The following is a 13908-nucleotide window of genomic DNA, read 5'->3' as shown; positions in this document are numbered from 1 at the left end:
CTTGCTGCCGTAACTTGTTCCCATATCCCCGCCCCAGGAGACAGACCCCCATGATGACGCGCCTTCTCGCCATCCTCACCTTCGCTTTTCTCGCCCTTGCCCCTGCTCATGCCGAAGAGACCAAATTGCCCCGCACCATTGCCGTGAACGGAACCGGTGAAGCCACCGCTGTTCCCGATCTTGCCACAATCACCCTTGGCGTCATGTCGTCGGCCAATACCGCGCAGGAGGCGCTTGTCAGCAACACCAAGTCCATGACCGACGTGATGGCGCTGCTGAAGAAGGAAGGGATCGCCGACAAGGACATCGGCACATCGAATTTCAACGTCTCGCCGCGCTATGACTACGGTCAGAGCGGCACACAGCCGCCCAAGGTGGTGGGCTACGACGTCTCGAACACCGTGACGGTGAAAGTGCGCAAGGCCGCCGCCCTCGGCGACTTGCTCGACAAGGCGGTGACCGCCGGCTCGAACCAGGTCTACGGCATTTCCTTCTCGGTCTCCGAGCCCGACGACCTGCTCGACCAGGCCCGCAAGAGCGCCGTAGCGGACGCCAAGCGCAAGGCCGAGATCTATGCCGCCGCGGGTGGCTTCAAGCTGGGCGACATCATCTCGGTTTCGGAGGGCACGACCTACCGTCCCCCCGCCCCCATGGTGATGAAGTCGGCCATGGCGGCGGATGCAGCCCCGGTTCCGGTTGCACCCGGAGAGCAGTCCCTGACAGTGGACGTCAGCATTGTCTGGACCATCAACTAGGGAACGTTGCGCGGGGGTCACGCATTGTTAGTGTGATCCCATGCCCTTTCACGTTCGCGATCCCTGGCGGAAGCAGTACTTCGACGCTGTGCCCTGTCCGCCCGACATCCACATCCCGATCGACGATATCGATTGCTGGGAGTGGTATCCCGAATACCACTACATCTATGACAAGTTGCACGTGGCGCGCAGCCAGGGCGTGCCCTCAGGGCTGGCGGAGGACATGCCGGGCGCCTTCCCGGTCTTCGCAAAGCCGCGCATCAACCTGAAGGGCATGGGGGTCGGCAGCCGCGTAATCTGCGACGCCGAGACGTTTCGCACCCACATGACTCCCGGCATGATATGGATGGAGCGCTTCACCGGACCGCACGTCTCGACCGATTGCGCCGTCGTGAAAGGCGAGGTGCGCTGGATCCGCCATGCGGAGGGCATTCCTTCCAGCGAGGGCACGTTCCGCTACTGGACCATCCACGGCATGGAAGACCTCGCACTCGGGCAATATCTGGCGGACTGGATCGCCAGTGAACTGCCGCGCTACACCGGCATGATCAATATCGAGACGATTGGCGGGCGCATCATTGAGGCGCAGATCCGCTTCGCTGACCAGTGGTGCGATCTCTATGGCCGTGACTGGTTCAAGGCCGTGGTGGCGCTCTATGGCGAGGGTCGCTGGCCGCTTGTGGAGGACACCGTGCGGCGGGGCTATTCCGTTCCGCTCTTCGCCCGCCATGGCTGTGTGCCGCCGCATCCGCCCGAGGAAGTTCAAGAGGCAATCCGGGCCATGCCGAATGTCTCAAGCCTGCAGATCACCTATCACCCGCAGCAGCCGGGAGAGGCGCATCCGATGCCGCCCGGCGGCTTCCGCCTCGGCATCGTGAACGGCTGGGACTTGCCGGACCTGTTCAGCGCCAGGCGCGCCCTTGCGGCAGCCTTTCCCTGCGTGGAGATGCTGGAACTCTAGGCGTTCAGACCGACGAGCGACCAGCTCTTGCCGGTCTCGTCGTAGATGTGCAGTTCACCGAGCGAGATGTCGAACCACGCGCCATGCACGGTGAGGTCGCCCTTGTTCTCCTTCATGCGCACCCAGGGAAAAGTGCGGAGATTGGCGAGGGAATGTTCGACCGAGGCATGTTCGACGGCGGTCTGCAGATCGCGGTCATCCTCGTGGCTGTGCTCGTGACGGACGGCGGTTGCCACGTCGCGCACATCCGACATCCACTTGCCGATGAAATCGCCGGCCGAGAGCGGATCGCCGCCTTCGACCACGGCGCGAATGCCGCCGCAGCGGCCGTGGCCCATGACGACGATGTGCTTCACGCCCAGCGACAGGACAGCAAACTCAATCGCCGCACTGGTGGAGTGGTGCTTGCCGTCGGGCGCATAGGGCGGCACGAGATTGGCGACGTTGCGCATCACGAAGATTTCGCCGGGGCCGGCATCGAAGATCGTCTCGGGTGCCGCACGGGAATCGCAGCAGGCGATGATCATCACGGCGGGCTTCTGCGCTCCGGTGCCGAGCTTGGCATAGCGCTCGGTTTCCTCCGCATACCGGCCGCTGCGGAAGCTGGCGTAACCGTCGAGAAGCCGCTTGGGAAGCGTCATGGCACCCGTCCTTGTTTCATCAACGCAAGTCGATCACGGTTGCGTCCGGCAATTCGGAGACACCCGGCTGTTCAGTCCAGTGCTGGTAGGTGCGGACACCACCTTCCCGCCGCGCAGCGGCGAGAAGATCGAGGTCGACGCGGGCCGTCACCCACTGCGGCTTGTTCATCTCGCCAAGTGCCATGACGCCGTTGGGCGGGAAGCCCCTGTCGGGCGGCGCGAAGATTCCGGCCATGCCGGTGTTGGCTTCGCAGGCCGTGCAGAAGGGCGCAGGGCCCACGCAGGGCGAATGCACGGTGTAAACCTGGTTTTCCAGCGCGCGGGCTGCTGCACCCGTACGCACGCGCCAGTAGCCCCATTCAGTCTCTGTGTTGGAGGGGGCGAGAATGATCTCCGCCCCCGCCTCGGCCAGCGCGCGGGCCAGCAGCGGAAACTCGATGTCGTAGCAGATGACGAGGCCGACCTTGGCGATGCCGATGTCGAAGACCTTCAGTTCGCGCCCGCCGTTGATCTGCCACGGGTCGCGCTCCCACGGGGTGGGCATGATCTTGGTGTAGCTCCCGGTCTTGCCGCCGGGCCCCGCGACCTGGGCAATATTGAAACGCTCGTCATCGATGACACAGGGGGCGCTGCCCGCCACGATCATGACACCGTGCTTGCGGGCGAGCTCCTGTGTGATGGCAGCAATCTCGCCGGTATAGTCGGACACCGCGGCAATGCTGCCGTGCAGGTCGCGTCCGCGCCCGCCGATCGCCGAGAGTTCCATGTTGCCGTATTCGGGGAAGACGAGGATCTGCCCGCCCGCCTTCACGGCCTCTTCCACCCAGCGGGTGACCTTGGCTTTCCAGGCTACGAGCGAAGCGACCTCGTCGAGCGGGTATTGGGCGGCAGCGATGGTGACGTGGCGGCTCACAGGTCTCTCATCCAGAATTGCATGGGCTTGAAGGTATCATGATCCGCGCCCACGTCGCGCCATGAAAAACGCGTGGTGAAGCCGGTGATTTTCACATAGCCGCGCTTCTTCCAGAAGAGATCGAGCGGCACATAGTCGGCGGGCCGCGCGGGGTGGTCGTCAGGCCGGACCACGGCGCAGAAGGCGGAATGGCGGGCACCCAGGTCGCGGGCCTGGGCTTCGCGCAGGTCGAAGAAATGCCGCCCCGCCCCCTGCCCGCGATACTCAGGCAGCAGCACGGATTCGGCACAATAGAAGATGCTGTTCACGTCGAGCCCGCGCTCGATGAAGGGTTGCTTGAACTCCTCGTGCTCGGCGGCCAGCGGGCAGCCCGTGGCCGCGCCTACCACGCAGGCACCATCGCTCGCCACGACGACGACTGCGCCATCGCTGGCGGAGAAGCGCGAGAGATAGTCCCGCTCATAGTCGAGGGAGCCATCGTAGAGATAGGGAAAGTCGCGGAACACGCTGATCCGGAGCCGGGCCACGTCATCAAGAACGGTGCGCACGTCGGCTCCTGTGAGAGCCTCGTAGGTGAGCGGGTTCTGCGCCTCCGTCATCTCACGCGCCCAATACCTGCCGGGTCCAGTCCTTGAGATTGTAGTGGGTGGAGACGCGGGTGATCTTGCCGCCCTTCACCTCGAAAAAGGCGCCGACCCTGAGCTTGTAGGTCTGGCCCTTGGCCTCGGGCAGGCCGGGATCGGTCTTAAGATACTTGCCCTTGAGCTTGAACTCGGCTGCGGCGCGGCTGCCGTCGGCATTGGTCATGACCACGATGTCGGAGAGCGTCTCCTTGTAGGAGGCGTTCATGTGGGCGAGGAACGCCGCGAACTTGTCCTTGCCCTTGCGCGCCTCGCCCTGGCTCACATCGTGCACGAAGCCGGCGCCGAGGCAGGCCAGCATGCCGTCCACGTCCTGGGCGTTGAAGGCATCATAATAGCGGGTGATGAGTTTGCGGGTTGCGGCGGCAGTCATCTTCTTCTCCATTTGCCGCCGACTAATCAGAAAGACGCGAGCGCTTCAAGCCTCACTTGAGCTTCTTGGGGTTCAGCGTCTTTTCAATCTGCTTCTCCTTGCCCTGCTCGTTCCACACCGAGGCGAGGTAACACTCCTGGGCATACTTCGCCTGGCCCTTGCAGAAGGCGGTGAGCGCGCTGATCACGGCAGCCTCGTTGGGGGCGCCGCAGACGGTTTCGGTCCAGTGCACCTCGCCCGTCGTCAGCCCCATGGAGCCCGACCAGCCGCGGCCGCAGGCCGAGGTGATGATGCATTCGTCGCTGCCGCCCGCGGCTTTCTTGCACTTGTCCATGGCGCACTGGGCGGCGGCGATGGCATCCGGCTTGAAGCAGACCTCGAAGGCCTGTTCCGGGGCGATGGCCGCAGCGAAGGCAAGGCCATCATCCTGGGCCTTCGCTGGCACCGCCGCACACGCAAACCCCAGCCCCAGCCAGGCGGCCGCCACAACACCTGATTTCATGAAATTCTCCCACATCCCCGTGTACCCCGGCGCGACGATAGCCCGCTTGTGCCTGCGGGGAAAGTCGGGCTATGCGGGCCGCCCATGAGCACCACCATCACGACCCTGTTCCCCACCCACATCTACCGTGCCGACAAGGCCGCGCCCGCCACGCTCACCGCCGAGCTGGAGGTGGCGGCCCTGTCGCTGAGCCGCGACGACATCGCCGGCATCAAGTGGTGCGAGAAGCACGGCTACAACGGCTACACCTCCTATGCCTCGCTGAACGACCTGGCCTGGCGCATGCCCGTGTTCAAGAAGCTGGAGCGGGTGCTGGACCGCCATGCGCTCGCCTTTGCCAAGGCCCTGCACTGGGACATCAAGGGCGGCAAGCCCGTGTGCGATTCCCTCTGGGTCAACGTCCTGCCCGAGGGCGGCAGCCACACCGGCCACATCCACCCCAACAGCGTGATCAGCGGCACGTTCTACGTAAAGGTGCCGCAAGGTGCCGGACCCATCGTCTATGAAGACCCGCGGCTTGCCCGCATGATGGCAGCCCCACCCCGCAAGAAGTCAGTGCCGCAGCAGTTCCAGTCACATGTCAGCTTCCGTCCTGAGGCGGGGTCGCTGCTCCTCTGGGAAAGCTGGCTCCGCCACGAGGTGCCGCTCAACCGCGCCGAGGGCGAGCGGATTTCGGTGAGCTTCAACTACGTGATCGCCAACAAGGACGCCTGAGACCGCCCGCCGCCGGGGATTGCGGCGCTAGAGACACGGGGCTGCGGTTGTGGCATTGTGAATCGGCCGGAAAGTATGGGAGTTCCTTGCATGAATCGGATCAGGTCTGTGGCCTTCGCCCTCGCGCTGCTGGCGCCCGTGACGCTGGCTGCGGCAGAGGCGCAGGCCTTCTGTGCGGTGATGCAGGAGAAAGGTGACGGCAAGGACACCCGGACAGCAATGAAGCATGCCGCCAACGCCGTGGTGAAGAAGATCAAGGCGCTGCGGAAGAAACACGGCACGAAGCTGGTGACCGACGAAATGTCACTGGATTGCCTGGGCGGCGAGCGCACCTTCACCTACAAGGGCCGCCTGACCGAAACCAATGCCACCTGTGTGGCGGTGCAATACTACTGCGTGAACCGCTGACGCCTATTTCTTCGCCGCCGGGACATCCGCCGTATCCTCGAGATGGAAGCGGTGCAGCAGCCGGTGGAACATGGGCGCGAGGATGAGGCCCGCGACCGCGAAGAACAGAAGCCCGCAAACCAGCGCATAGATGCCTTCGAAGATGTAGCCCGCAGTGGTGTCCATCTTGTCGAGCGGGCCCATGCCCGACAGGATCATCGAGGCGTTGGCGAAGGCCTGGGCAGGCCCCATGCCGCCGTAATACATGTAACCCACGTCGCCCACGAGAAGCGCGCCCACCACGATCCCTGCCGCCCATAGTGCATTGGACCAGATGCGGGCCGCGAAAACCGCCCGCGTGGCAAGCCGGTCGCGGCCTGTCACTTGAACATCCTGTCACCGAGTTGGTCGACAATGAACTTCAAACAAAACCACACACCTATGGAAACCTCCAAAACGGACAGAAAAGGACATAGTATCATGAGCTTATCCTCCCTTCTAAATGGCCTCACAAAGCGATTGATCTCGCGTGTCCCGGCCAGCGTGTCCCCAGATACGAAAGGACATACTCACATGGCCCCCAACAATGCCCAGGAGTTCTTAATGCTCCGCTTCCTCCGCTCCGAGCTGGTGCCCGATCCCCTCACCGGCACCCTGCGCCGCGTCGAATACCGCAAGGACGACCAGTCCGGCATCACCTTCAAGCGGGTCTCCAAGATCGTCGGAGCCCCATCGTGAGGCAGGACGCCCGCGCCGAATACTGGCTGAGCCACTGGCACCTCCGCGATGCCTACGGCAACCCCAGGTATACAGGCAGCTTCGAGTGCCACTGGCTGCGCTTCCCCGCCCTGGGTGGGGTCTCGATCCTCTGCGGCATGAAGCGTCTGACCCATTAACACCACAAAACGAAAGGAACCACACACCATGAACATCACCAGTGACACCATCGTCGGCATCCCAGTCTCAGGGCAGTCCCTTACCTCCCATGCAGAGTTCGTGGAGCTGGCCACCCGCCTCGGCGACACCCTCCCCATGATCGAGCTCCCTAAGCCCTTCAAGGTGGGGCTGGTGATCAAGGTCTCGCACCAGGAGAACTCCCCTGCCGCCACCTTCATCAGGATCGGCGACCCGACCGGCAAGTGCAACGTCACCGGCAAGCCCATGCCCTGGTGGGGCCGCAAGTGGTACATCTCCCCGAACATGACGGACGGAGAGATCGTGCAGACCGTCTTCAAGGCCCTGCTCACCGCCGTGGAGCACGAGACCCGCGAGCAGTTCCTCTTCAAGGGCGTGGCCATCTTCGACCCGCACATCGACCTCGACAAGCTGGTGCAGCTCCACGCCCAGCCTGGTGCTTTCAAGACGCGAGCGGAGGCCGCCGTCTCGGAATACGCGAAGCACTATGGGCAGGAGGGCTGAGGCATGGGACACCCCGATTGGCCTAATGCGGTAAGAGGACCAGACCGCATATGGAGACTTCCTCATGGGACTGCGGTGGCTGGTCCTGTGGGGAAAACTCTAACCTCCCTTCGGGGCGTCCCCTCTGATGCCTGGATGCTGGCCGCAACGGCGGTCCTCTGGGCACCGGACTACCAAGCTATTCGTTTTCAGTTCTCGCGGGGCTTCAAGAGCCGCCTAAGTCGAGACGACTTCCTCACAGACCTAGAGGAGGCCGTGCCGTGGCTAATCCAACATGAAGCCGCCCGCAACAACCCTAACGCCTAAGGAGACCGCATGACCGACACCCACACGACCATCTCCCCCACCGCCATGTTCCCCAAGAACCGCAAGGTCTTCTCCCAGGGCGTGGTCCGGCCCCGCGCCGGGATCGACCCGACGACTGACCCCCTGTGGGACCGCCAGGTCGCCATGGAGCAATACATGGTGCAGCGAGGCGCTGAGGTATTCCGTGCCCGCATGAAGGAGGCCACCGACAAGGGCAACCTCACCATGCTGCGCCCGTATCAGCGTCTCCACAAGACGTGGATGGAGCCCATGGTCGGGGGCATCAAGGCATACCTGGAGCGCAAGGCCCGTGGTCCTGTGCCCCAGGCTCTCCTGGCGCTGCGTGAGGCGAAGATGGATGAGGCGACCCTTGCGGCCCTCACCCTCACCGCCGTGCTCGACCGCATGGTGGGCCACACTGGGATCGGCCTGGCAGAGCTCTCGGAGACCCTCGGCACGACTATCGACCACGAGCGCCGCCTGCGGTGGTGGCGTGACCAGGCTCCAGAAGTCTTCGGATCTCTCCAGGAGTGGCTCGGCAGGACGGGTGCCACGAGCAACCACATCCGCCGCGTCAACATCAACCAGTGCAACAAGTGGCTCGAAGCCAACAACCAGCATCTCCCTGAGTGGACCCGTGAGCTGCGCCGCTTCGTGGGGCTGGCGATGATCGACATTGTGGTGCGGATGACCAAGCAGTTCGAGGTGCTCCCCGACCCCTCGGGCAAGAGCTCGAAGAACAAGAGCGCCATGCTTCTCCTCATGCCCTCCGCATCCTTCCGCGAGTGGATCGCCGAGGCCGTAGAGGTGGAAGAGATCATCCGCCCACAATACCTCCCGACGCTCATCCGCCCGAAGCCGTGGACGCACCCGAAGAGCGGCGGCTACTGGACACCCTTCGTTCGCTCGCCGTGGATGATCAGCTTCAAGGCGGCCAACGAACACAACAAGGGCCGCGCCATCGACGAGATGGTGGCCTACGATATGCCGAACGTCTACCGTGCCCTCAACCTCATCCAGGACACGGCGTGGGTGGTGAACAAGCCGATCCTCGACGTGGTGCGTCACTTCTGGGAGGCCGACACCGGCGTGGCCGGACTGCCGAAGCGTGAGGCCAAGCGCCTGCCGCCGAAGCCCGACGACTTCGAGACCAACGAGGATGCCCGCAGACAGTGGAAGCGTGAGGCCCGCGATGTCTACGGTGACAACGCGAGGCTCTTCTCCCGCACCATCACGGCCAAGCGCTGCATCGACATCGCCGAGCTGCTGAAGAACGAGGCCCGCTTCTTCTTCCCTCACCTCCTAGACTTCCGTGGCCGGGCGTATCCCATCCCCTCAGCTCTCCAGCCCCAGGGCACCGACCTGGCCCGTGGGCTCCTGACGTTCGAGACCGCAACGCCGGTGAGCTCCCAGGATGGCTCGCACTACTGGCTCATGATCCACGCGGCCAACACCTTCGGCAACGATAAGTGGACGTTCGACGAGCGGGTGGCGTGGACCGAGGAGAACAAGGAGACCATCATCGGGATCGCCGACGACCCGATCACGAACCGTGCGTGGGTGGACGCGGACAAGCCTTGGCAGTTCCTCGCTGCGTGTAAGGAGATGGCGCGGTGGTGGCGTGAGGGCGATGGTATGCTCTCCTCGCTCCCCATCCACGTGGACGGCACATGCAACGGCATCCAGCATCTCGCCTCCATGGTGCGTGACGAGACAGCCGGACGCCTCGTGAACCTCGTGCCGTGCGATGAGCCCCAAGACATCTACGACGCTGCGGCCAAGACCTTGCAGCCGATGCTTGAGGAGCTGGCCGAGGCTGGGAGTGGTGAGGCGAAGCTCTGGCTGCGTCTGGTGGACGGCAAGGTGCCCCGCTCCCTGACCAAGCGCCCGGTGATGATCCTGCCATATGGTGGGACACGCCAGGCCTACGCCAAATACATCCGCGAATGGATCAAGGAGACGGACCCCGATCACAAGCTGGTGCCTATCGAGAAGCGAGGTGAGACTGCACGGTGGCTGGTGCCGCTGATGTGGAACGCGGTGATGCAGCACACCGGGCGAGCGCAGGAGGTGATGGAGTGGCTGAAGAAGTGCGCCAGGGTCTCGTTTGCCGAGGAGATGCCACTGACGTGGATCACACCGGTGGGCTTCATCGTGCGTCACTTCTACGGCACCGAGGAGCACCAGCGCATCCGTATCTCCATCGACGGGAAGTCATACCAGATCGCCTTCGTTGAGCGCACCCCGAAGCCTGCGAAGCGTGACATCCTCTCGGGGATCAGCCCCAACTTCGTTCACTCCATGGATGCAAGCATGATGCTGATTACCGTGCTGATGGCGGAGCAAAGCGGGATCACCTCCCTCGCCCTCATCCATGACAGCTTCGGGACCACGGCTGGGAACATGCACCGCCTGGGTCAGATCATCCGGGAGGCCTTCCTGGAGAACTACAAGACGTGCTCGCTGGACGACTTCGCCGCCACGGTGAACCGCTTTGTGGGCGTGGAACCGGGAACAAAGGAAGCCTGTCCGCCTAAGCCCCAGTTCGGGACCCTCAGCTTGGAGCAAGTAATTGATGCCGATTACTTTTTCGCCTAATAACACCACAAACCGATTTAATATGCTCACGGTAGGAAATAACACAAACGCGAAAGGAGACCTGAGATGGACACGGTGACCAAGCCTGAGAAGGAAAACGCCAAGCCCAAGCCCCTCGACCGCGACCGTCTCATGTCTACCTCCCGCAAGGCGGTGGCTGAGGCTGCGCTCGAAGCTCTCAACCAAGTGCAGGCCCGCCCTGCGAACGAACAGATGTTGGGGATCGCCACGGTCTTCGCCGTCTACTGCCACCGCTTCATGGTGGACCCGCAAGAGATGCACAGCGTGGGGCTGAAGGTGCTCCGCGCTGAAGCTCACGACTTCAAGACCAACCTTCAGATCGACGTGCTCCGCGACTTCGCCGGGATCGTCGCCCCCAAGCCGTTCTCGCAACTCATCTGATCGAAAGGAGACACACCGAATGTCTGACACCTCTGCAACCCCCGCCAAGAAGAACCCCTACCGCTCCGCCCCCGTGGGGCCGCTGAAGCCGTGGGCCTGGTTCAACAAGCCCGACACCAAGTTCAACCAGCTTGGCGTCTACCACGGCAAGATCGCCTACGATCCGAACGTGCCCGCCGATGCTGAGTTCCTCGCCTTCATCAAGGCCGAGTCCGAAGCTGCACTCGCGGCGCACACCGAGAAGATGACCCCCGCGCAGAAGAAGCAATGGTCGCTCTTCACGCCGGTCGAGCCCGAGTATGACGCCGAGGGCAACGAGACGGGCCGCCAGCTCGTGGAGTTCAAGCAGAACGCCAAGATCGTACCGAAGGACCCCGACGCTGAGCCGGTCGATGTGAAGATCGAGTTCTACGATGGCATCGGCAAGGAGATCACCGGCGGCCTGTGGCTCGGTGAGGGCTCCAAGGTCATCATCCAGTACGCGCCCCGCGCAATCGCCATGGCCGCCTCGAAGAAGGCCGGTGTGCGCCTCGACTTCAAGCGTGTGCAAGTCGTCGAGCTCGTAAAGCCGAAGACGGGTGGCCGCAAGGGCATGGCTCCGGTCGCCGGTGGCTACGTCCACGGTGGTAAGGCCTCGGATGCTGATGTGGCCGGTGCTGCTGACGCTGCTGCGGATGGAGACTACTGAGATGAAGGAGTTCCTCGCAATCCTCCGCTCCTTCGCTGAGATCGTCCTGATCGTCCTGGCGGTCGTCGGCGTCATCGCCCTCATCACTCTGGGCTTCACCTACGCGCCGCTCCTCACGCTCTTCCTGATCTTCGGGATCGTGGCGCTGGTCATCTGGCTGGGGACATACCTCGGATGATGAAGGTCCTCGCCCTCGCAGCAGCCTTCCTCCTGGCCCCTGGCATCGTCCACGCCCAGGACAAGTGTCCCTTCGGCTACGCGATGTTTCACGACACCGCCGCCAAGTCAGCCGCCAAGCTGCCCAACGGACAGTTCACTCTCTACGAGGGTGAGGACTTCGAGCTCTTCCTGAAGCTGGCCAAGGAAGCAACCCCCGACAATTGGCCTGACGACTTCGAGGACATCACGTCCGCAGTCGCCATGACCAGCTCAGTAGCAACCACCGGCAAGATCGTCTGGATCGACAAGGGCCAATGCGTCCGGTTCACCAGCGTCATGTCGGTGGACTTCCTGCTGGGCGCTCGACACATCATCATCGGAGAGGACACATGAACAAGCACACCTTCGAGAGCCACATCACGTTCCACGGCTCGGTGGCCAAAGCCATAGACGCCTTCAACTCCATGCCCGTGGATGATCGCCAGGGTGACCGCCTGGTGGCCTTCGTGCAGCTCGATGGTGACGGCGAGCGCATCTACAGCGAAGCCATGACGGTGGGGCTCATCAAGAACGTCACGTCCGGCGAGGCTGTAGACATCCTCCTAGAGCGGGCCGCCGTCTACCTGAGATATGGCCTGGTGCCTCTCCGCCTCAAGTTGGAAGTGGACGGTCGCGCCCCTTTCCTCGGTGCCCTATATCCCGAGCAGCACATGCGGGTCTACTGTCCCCAGCGGAAGCGCGACGACTTCTTCGCCTGGGCCAAGGCGAGCCGCCTCAAGGTCTCCCAGAAGCTCGACTACCTCGACCCACGCAACCCCGACCTCTACTATCTGCTCAATCGCACCACGGTTGACGCGAAGGCCGGTGGTCTGCCGCCTGGCGTCCTCTTCCTCAACCAAGAGCAGGAGTGGGTGACCTACGACACCGCCCCCTACATCGACACCCGCTGGGTGCTCTGATGGCAGTCTCTCGTCAGACCTGGGCGCAGCGCTCGGCCCGTCCGTGGTGGCTCAACGCCGCAGACCCGAAGAAGGCCCGTGGCATGGCGAACGGCTATCGCTCCGGGCTCGAAGAGATGAACGGCAAGCTCCTGGACCAGATGAAGGTCCGCTACGAGTTTGAGAAGTTCAAGATCAAGTACGTGGTGCCCGAGACAACGCGGACATACACACCCGACTTCCACCTCCTGGACAACGGCATCCTGGTCGAGACCAAGGGGAAGTTCGAGCCTGATGATCGGGCCAAGCACCTCTTCATCAAGACGCAGCATCCGGAGCTGGACATCCGGTTCGTCTTCCAGCGCCCTTCGGACCCGATCCGCAAGGGCTCGAAGACCACACTCGCAGCCTGGGCCGACAAGTACGGCTTCAAGTGGGCCGCGAAGACTATCCCCGAAGCATGGATCAAGGAGGTGAAGAAATGAACGCAATCCAGACACTCGTATGCGAACCCGTCAGCCTGGGCATGGTGTGGGTCCTCGCCTTCCCGCTCTTCGTGCTGGCGTTATTCGCCCTCATCATCTCGGCCTTCCAGGACGATGGTGACTGCATGACCGGCTACGCCATCGTCTCGATGCTCTTCGCGCTGATGGGCCTTGGGGTGGTGCTCTTCGGGCTCCCATCGTGAGGCTCGACAGCATCCAGCTCCGTGAGCGGCCTCGCACGGACTACATCATCATCCACGACAGCCACACCGATCCTGACACCGACGACCCCATGGACTTCCTGCGGGTGAACGGGAGGCGGATGGGGCTCCTCGACATCGGCTACCACTTCGTGGTGACCGGCGCAGGGGAGATCGTGGAGACGCGGCCCCGCAGGCTCTACAGCTCCGCAGCCCCAGGCCTCAACGACCGCTCCATCAACATCGTCCTCCACGGCGGTGCGAACCACAAGGGCGTCTTCGAGAACAACATCAAGTGGCCCACGAAGATGAGCCTCATGTCCCTGCTCTGCGAACTGGAGGCCGAGTTCCCCCAAGCGAAGATCAAGGGCCACTCGGAGCTCACGCCCTACGTCCACCGCAAGCATCCTTGCCCTTGCTGGGACATCGACGACATCCGGCAGGACTTCCTCATGTTCAAAGCGAAAGGGATCATCCCATGACCAAGAAGACCAAGCAGAAGACCGTCGAAGGTGGCCTCCAGTCCCTCACGGTGGTGCGTCGCAAGCTCTCCCCGCAGAACCAGAAAATCCTGGACTACCTCCAGACGGGCCGCTCGCTGACGCCGCTGATCGCGTTCACCACCATGAACATCGGCTCCATCACGAAGCGCATCTCCGAGCTCAAGCGGGCCGGTTATCGCATCAACGCGGAGTGGAAGACCCACCCGAACGGACAGAGCTACACGAGCTACACGCTGGAGGGCTGATTGAATGGACGACTACGCTGACGGACACGACCAGGTGATTGGCACCGAGCCCTGCCCGAAGTGCGGGTCGTCCGACAA

General features: G+C 63.1%; 23 protein-coding genes. 17 read left to right on the top strand and 6 right to left on the bottom strand.

All coding sequences use genetic code 11. The annotated features are described in order from the left end of the window. Positions 1–50: 50 nt before the first annotated feature. Both QM801_RS04415 and QM801_RS04410 read left to right on the top strand, forming a co-directional pair. Positions 51–755, top strand: coding sequence for an SIMPL domain-containing protein (locus QM801_RS04415; protein WP_415018003.1), 705 nt, complete (start codon positions 51–53; stop codon positions 753–755). A 40-nt stretch (positions 756–795) separates the two neighbouring features. Further along, complete coding sequence (locus QM801_RS04410; protein ID WP_415018002.1) at positions 796–1716, top strand: hypothetical protein; 921 nt, start codon at positions 796–798, stop codon at positions 1714–1716. Here QM801_RS04410 and QM801_RS04405 read toward each other — a convergent pair. The 5 genes from QM801_RS04405 to QM801_RS04385 are packed head-to-tail and all read right to left on the bottom strand — an operon-like array spanning position 1713 to position 4786. Further along, positions 1713–2357, bottom strand: a complete 645-nt coding sequence (locus QM801_RS04405; protein WP_415018001.1) for a carbonic anhydrase — start codon at positions 2355–2357, stop codon at positions 1713–1715. The genes QM801_RS04410 and QM801_RS04405 overlap by 4 nt on opposite strands. Before the next feature lie 19 nt (positions 2358–2376). Next, on the bottom strand, positions 2377–3270 hold the full coding sequence (locus QM801_RS04400; RefSeq protein WP_415018000.1) for a carbon-nitrogen hydrolase family protein: 894 nt from the start codon (positions 3268–3270) through the stop codon (positions 2377–2379). Beyond that, positions 3267–3869, bottom strand: coding sequence for a GNAT family N-acetyltransferase (locus QM801_RS04395; RefSeq protein ID WP_415017999.1), 603 nt, complete (start codon positions 3867–3869; stop codon positions 3267–3269). Before QM801_RS04395 ends, QM801_RS04400 begins: the two co-directional genes overlap by 4 nt. Position 3870: 1 nt before the next feature. After that, positions 3871–4284, bottom strand: coding sequence for a ketosteroid isomerase-related protein (locus tag QM801_RS04390; protein ID WP_415017998.1), 414 nt, complete (start codon positions 4282–4284; stop codon positions 3871–3873). Between the two features lie 52 nt (positions 4285–4336). Then, positions 4337–4786, bottom strand: a complete 450-nt coding sequence (locus tag QM801_RS04385) for a hypothetical protein (protein WP_415017997.1) — start codon at positions 4784–4786, stop codon at positions 4337–4339. An 84-nt stretch (positions 4787–4870) separates the two neighbouring features. On the opposite strand from QM801_RS04385, the gene QM801_RS04380 reads away from it, so the two are divergent. Next, positions 4871–5500 (top strand): TIGR02466 family protein, encoded by a 630-nt coding sequence (locus QM801_RS04380; RefSeq protein ID WP_415017996.1) that lies wholly within the window; start codon positions 4871–4873, stop codon positions 5498–5500. Positions 5501–5590: 90 nt separating this feature from the next. Continuing rightward, complete coding sequence (locus tag QM801_RS04375; protein WP_415017995.1) at positions 5591–5908, top strand: hypothetical protein; 318 nt, start codon at positions 5591–5593, stop codon at positions 5906–5908. Between the two features lie 3 nt (positions 5909–5911). Here QM801_RS04375 and QM801_RS04370 read toward each other — a convergent pair whose 3' ends face one another. Continuing rightward, complete coding sequence (locus QM801_RS04370; RefSeq protein WP_415017994.1) at positions 5912–6271, bottom strand: hypothetical protein; 360 nt, start codon at positions 6269–6271, stop codon at positions 5912–5914. 189 nt (positions 6272–6460) lie between these two features. Between QM801_RS04370 and QM801_RS04365 the strand changes: the two genes are divergently transcribed. The 13 genes from QM801_RS04365 to QM801_RS04305 all read left to right on the top strand — a co-directional run bounded on the left by QM801_RS04365 (position 6461) and on the right by QM801_RS04305 (position 13830). Next, positions 6461–6625, top strand: coding sequence for a hypothetical protein (locus QM801_RS04365; protein WP_415017993.1), 165 nt, complete (start codon positions 6461–6463; stop codon positions 6623–6625). After that, positions 6622–6783 carry a hypothetical protein gene (locus QM801_RS04360; RefSeq protein ID WP_415017992.1) on the top strand — a complete coding sequence of 54 codons (162 nt, stop codon included), beginning with the start codon at positions 6622–6624 and terminating at the stop codon, positions 6781–6783. Before QM801_RS04365 ends, QM801_RS04360 begins: the two co-directional genes overlap by 4 nt. Before the next feature lie 28 nt (positions 6784–6811). Further along, on the top strand, positions 6812–7306 hold the full coding sequence (locus QM801_RS04355) for a hypothetical protein (protein WP_415017991.1): 495 nt from the start codon (positions 6812–6814) through the stop codon (positions 7304–7306). 315 nt (positions 7307–7621) lie between these two features. Beyond that, entirely contained in the window at positions 7622–10210 is a 2589-nt protein-coding gene (locus tag QM801_RS04350) for a DNA-directed RNA polymerase (RefSeq protein ID WP_415017990.1), read from the top strand. 66 nt (positions 10211–10276) lie between these two features. Next, positions 10277–10612: a hypothetical protein gene (locus QM801_RS04345; RefSeq protein ID WP_415017989.1), complete on the top strand. Its 336-nt coding sequence runs from the start codon at positions 10277–10279 to the stop codon at positions 10610–10612. A 19-nt stretch (positions 10613–10631) separates the two neighbouring features. Further along, entirely contained in the window at positions 10632–11300 is a 669-nt protein-coding gene (locus QM801_RS04340; protein ID WP_415017988.1) for a hypothetical protein, read from the top strand. Between the two features lies 1 nt (position 11301). Continuing rightward, positions 11302–11478, top strand: coding sequence for a hypothetical protein (locus QM801_RS04335; protein ID WP_415017987.1), 177 nt, complete (start codon positions 11302–11304; stop codon positions 11476–11478). Next, positions 11475–11852 carry a hypothetical protein gene (locus QM801_RS04330; protein WP_415017986.1) on the top strand — a complete coding sequence of 126 codons (378 nt, stop codon included), beginning with the start codon at positions 11475–11477 and terminating at the stop codon, positions 11850–11852. Before QM801_RS04335 ends, QM801_RS04330 begins: the two co-directional genes overlap by 4 nt. Continuing rightward, a complete protein-coding gene (locus QM801_RS04325) occupies positions 11849–12418 on the top strand; it encodes a hypothetical protein (RefSeq protein ID WP_415017985.1) in 570 nt (189 codons plus the stop codon). Before QM801_RS04330 ends, QM801_RS04325 begins: the two co-directional genes overlap by 4 nt. Then, positions 12418–12882, top strand: coding sequence for a hypothetical protein (locus tag QM801_RS04320; protein ID WP_415017984.1), 465 nt, complete (start codon positions 12418–12420; stop codon positions 12880–12882). The genes QM801_RS04325 and QM801_RS04320 overlap by 1 nt, the downstream gene beginning before the upstream one ends. Then, a complete protein-coding gene (locus tag QM801_RS04315) occupies positions 12879–13085 on the top strand; it encodes a hypothetical protein (protein ID WP_415017983.1) in 207 nt (68 codons plus the stop codon). Before QM801_RS04320 ends, QM801_RS04315 begins: the two co-directional genes overlap by 4 nt. Continuing rightward, positions 13082–13564 carry an N-acetylmuramoyl-L-alanine amidase gene (locus tag QM801_RS04310; RefSeq protein ID WP_415017982.1) on the top strand — a complete coding sequence of 161 codons (483 nt, stop codon included), beginning with the start codon at positions 13082–13084 and terminating at the stop codon, positions 13562–13564. The genes QM801_RS04315 and QM801_RS04310 overlap by 4 nt, the downstream gene beginning before the upstream one ends. Beyond that, positions 13561–13830: a helix-turn-helix domain-containing protein gene (locus QM801_RS04305; RefSeq protein WP_415017981.1), complete on the top strand. Its 270-nt coding sequence runs from the start codon at positions 13561–13563 to the stop codon at positions 13828–13830. Before QM801_RS04310 ends, QM801_RS04305 begins: the two co-directional genes overlap by 4 nt. The last annotated feature ends 78 nt before the right edge of the window (positions 13831–13908 follow it).

This window comes from Aestuariivirga sp. (assembly GCF_047600585.1).
Taxonomy (GTDB): Bacteria; Pseudomonadota; Alphaproteobacteria; order Rhizobiales; family Aestuariivirgaceae; genus Aestuariivirga.
The sequence above is the reverse complement of the archived record's forward strand: the minus strand, read 5'-3'. Positions and strand labels throughout refer to the sequence as shown.

Bases quoted from the DNA above. Each gene is read 5' to 3' on its own strand.
- QM801_RS04340 (WP_415017988.1), top strand. From the start codon at position 10,632: ATGTCTGACACCTCTGCAACCCCCGCCAAGAAGAACCCCTACCGCTCC.
- QM801_RS04410 (WP_415018002.1), top strand. From the start codon at position 796: ATGCCCTTTCACGTTCGCGATCCCTGGCGGAAGCAGTACTTCGACGCT.
- QM801_RS04385 (WP_415017997.1), bottom strand. From the start codon at position 4,786: ATGAAATCAGGTGTTGTGGCGGCCGCCTGGCTGGGGCTGGGGTTTGCG.
- QM801_RS04345 (WP_415017989.1), top strand. From the start codon at position 10,277: ATGGACACGGTGACCAAGCCTGAGAAGGAAAACGCCAAGCCCAAGCCC.
- QM801_RS04355 (WP_415017991.1), top strand. From the start codon at position 6,812: ATGAACATCACCAGTGACACCATCGTCGGCATCCCAGTCTCAGGGCAG.
- QM801_RS04390 (WP_415017998.1), bottom strand. From the start codon at position 4,284: ATGACTGCCGCCGCAACCCGCAAACTCATCACCCGCTATTATGATGCC.
- QM801_RS04335 (WP_415017987.1), top strand. From the start codon at position 11,302: ATGAAGGAGTTCCTCGCAATCCTCCGCTCCTTCGCTGAGATCGTCCTG.
- QM801_RS04395 (WP_415017999.1), bottom strand. From the start codon at position 3,869: ATGACGGAGGCGCAGAACCCGCTCACCTACGAGGCTCTCACAGGAGCC.
- QM801_RS04415 (WP_415018003.1), top strand. From the start codon at position 51: ATGATGACGCGCCTTCTCGCCATCCTCACCTTCGCTTTTCTCGCCCTT.
- QM801_RS04330 (WP_415017986.1), top strand. From the start codon at position 11,475: ATGATGAAGGTCCTCGCCCTCGCAGCAGCCTTCCTCCTGGCCCCTGGC.
- QM801_RS04325 (WP_415017985.1), top strand. From the start codon at position 11,849: ATGAACAAGCACACCTTCGAGAGCCACATCACGTTCCACGGCTCGGTG.
- QM801_RS04380 (WP_415017996.1), top strand. From the start codon at position 4,871: ATGAGCACCACCATCACGACCCTGTTCCCCACCCACATCTACCGTGCC.
- QM801_RS04375 (WP_415017995.1), top strand. From the start codon at position 5,591: ATGAATCGGATCAGGTCTGTGGCCTTCGCCCTCGCGCTGCTGGCGCCC.
- QM801_RS04405 (WP_415018001.1), bottom strand. From the start codon at position 2,357: ATGACGCTTCCCAAGCGGCTTCTCGACGGTTACGCCAGCTTCCGCAGC.
- QM801_RS04365 (WP_415017993.1), top strand. From the start codon at position 6,461: ATGGCCCCCAACAATGCCCAGGAGTTCTTAATGCTCCGCTTCCTCCGC.
- QM801_RS04315 (WP_415017983.1), top strand. From the start codon at position 12,879: ATGAACGCAATCCAGACACTCGTATGCGAACCCGTCAGCCTGGGCATG.
- QM801_RS04350 (WP_415017990.1), top strand. From the start codon at position 7,622: ATGACCGACACCCACACGACCATCTCCCCCACCGCCATGTTCCCCAAG.
- QM801_RS04305 (WP_415017981.1), top strand. From the start codon at position 13,561: ATGACCAAGAAGACCAAGCAGAAGACCGTCGAAGGTGGCCTCCAGTCC.
- QM801_RS04320 (WP_415017984.1), top strand. From the start codon at position 12,418: ATGGCAGTCTCTCGTCAGACCTGGGCGCAGCGCTCGGCCCGTCCGTGG.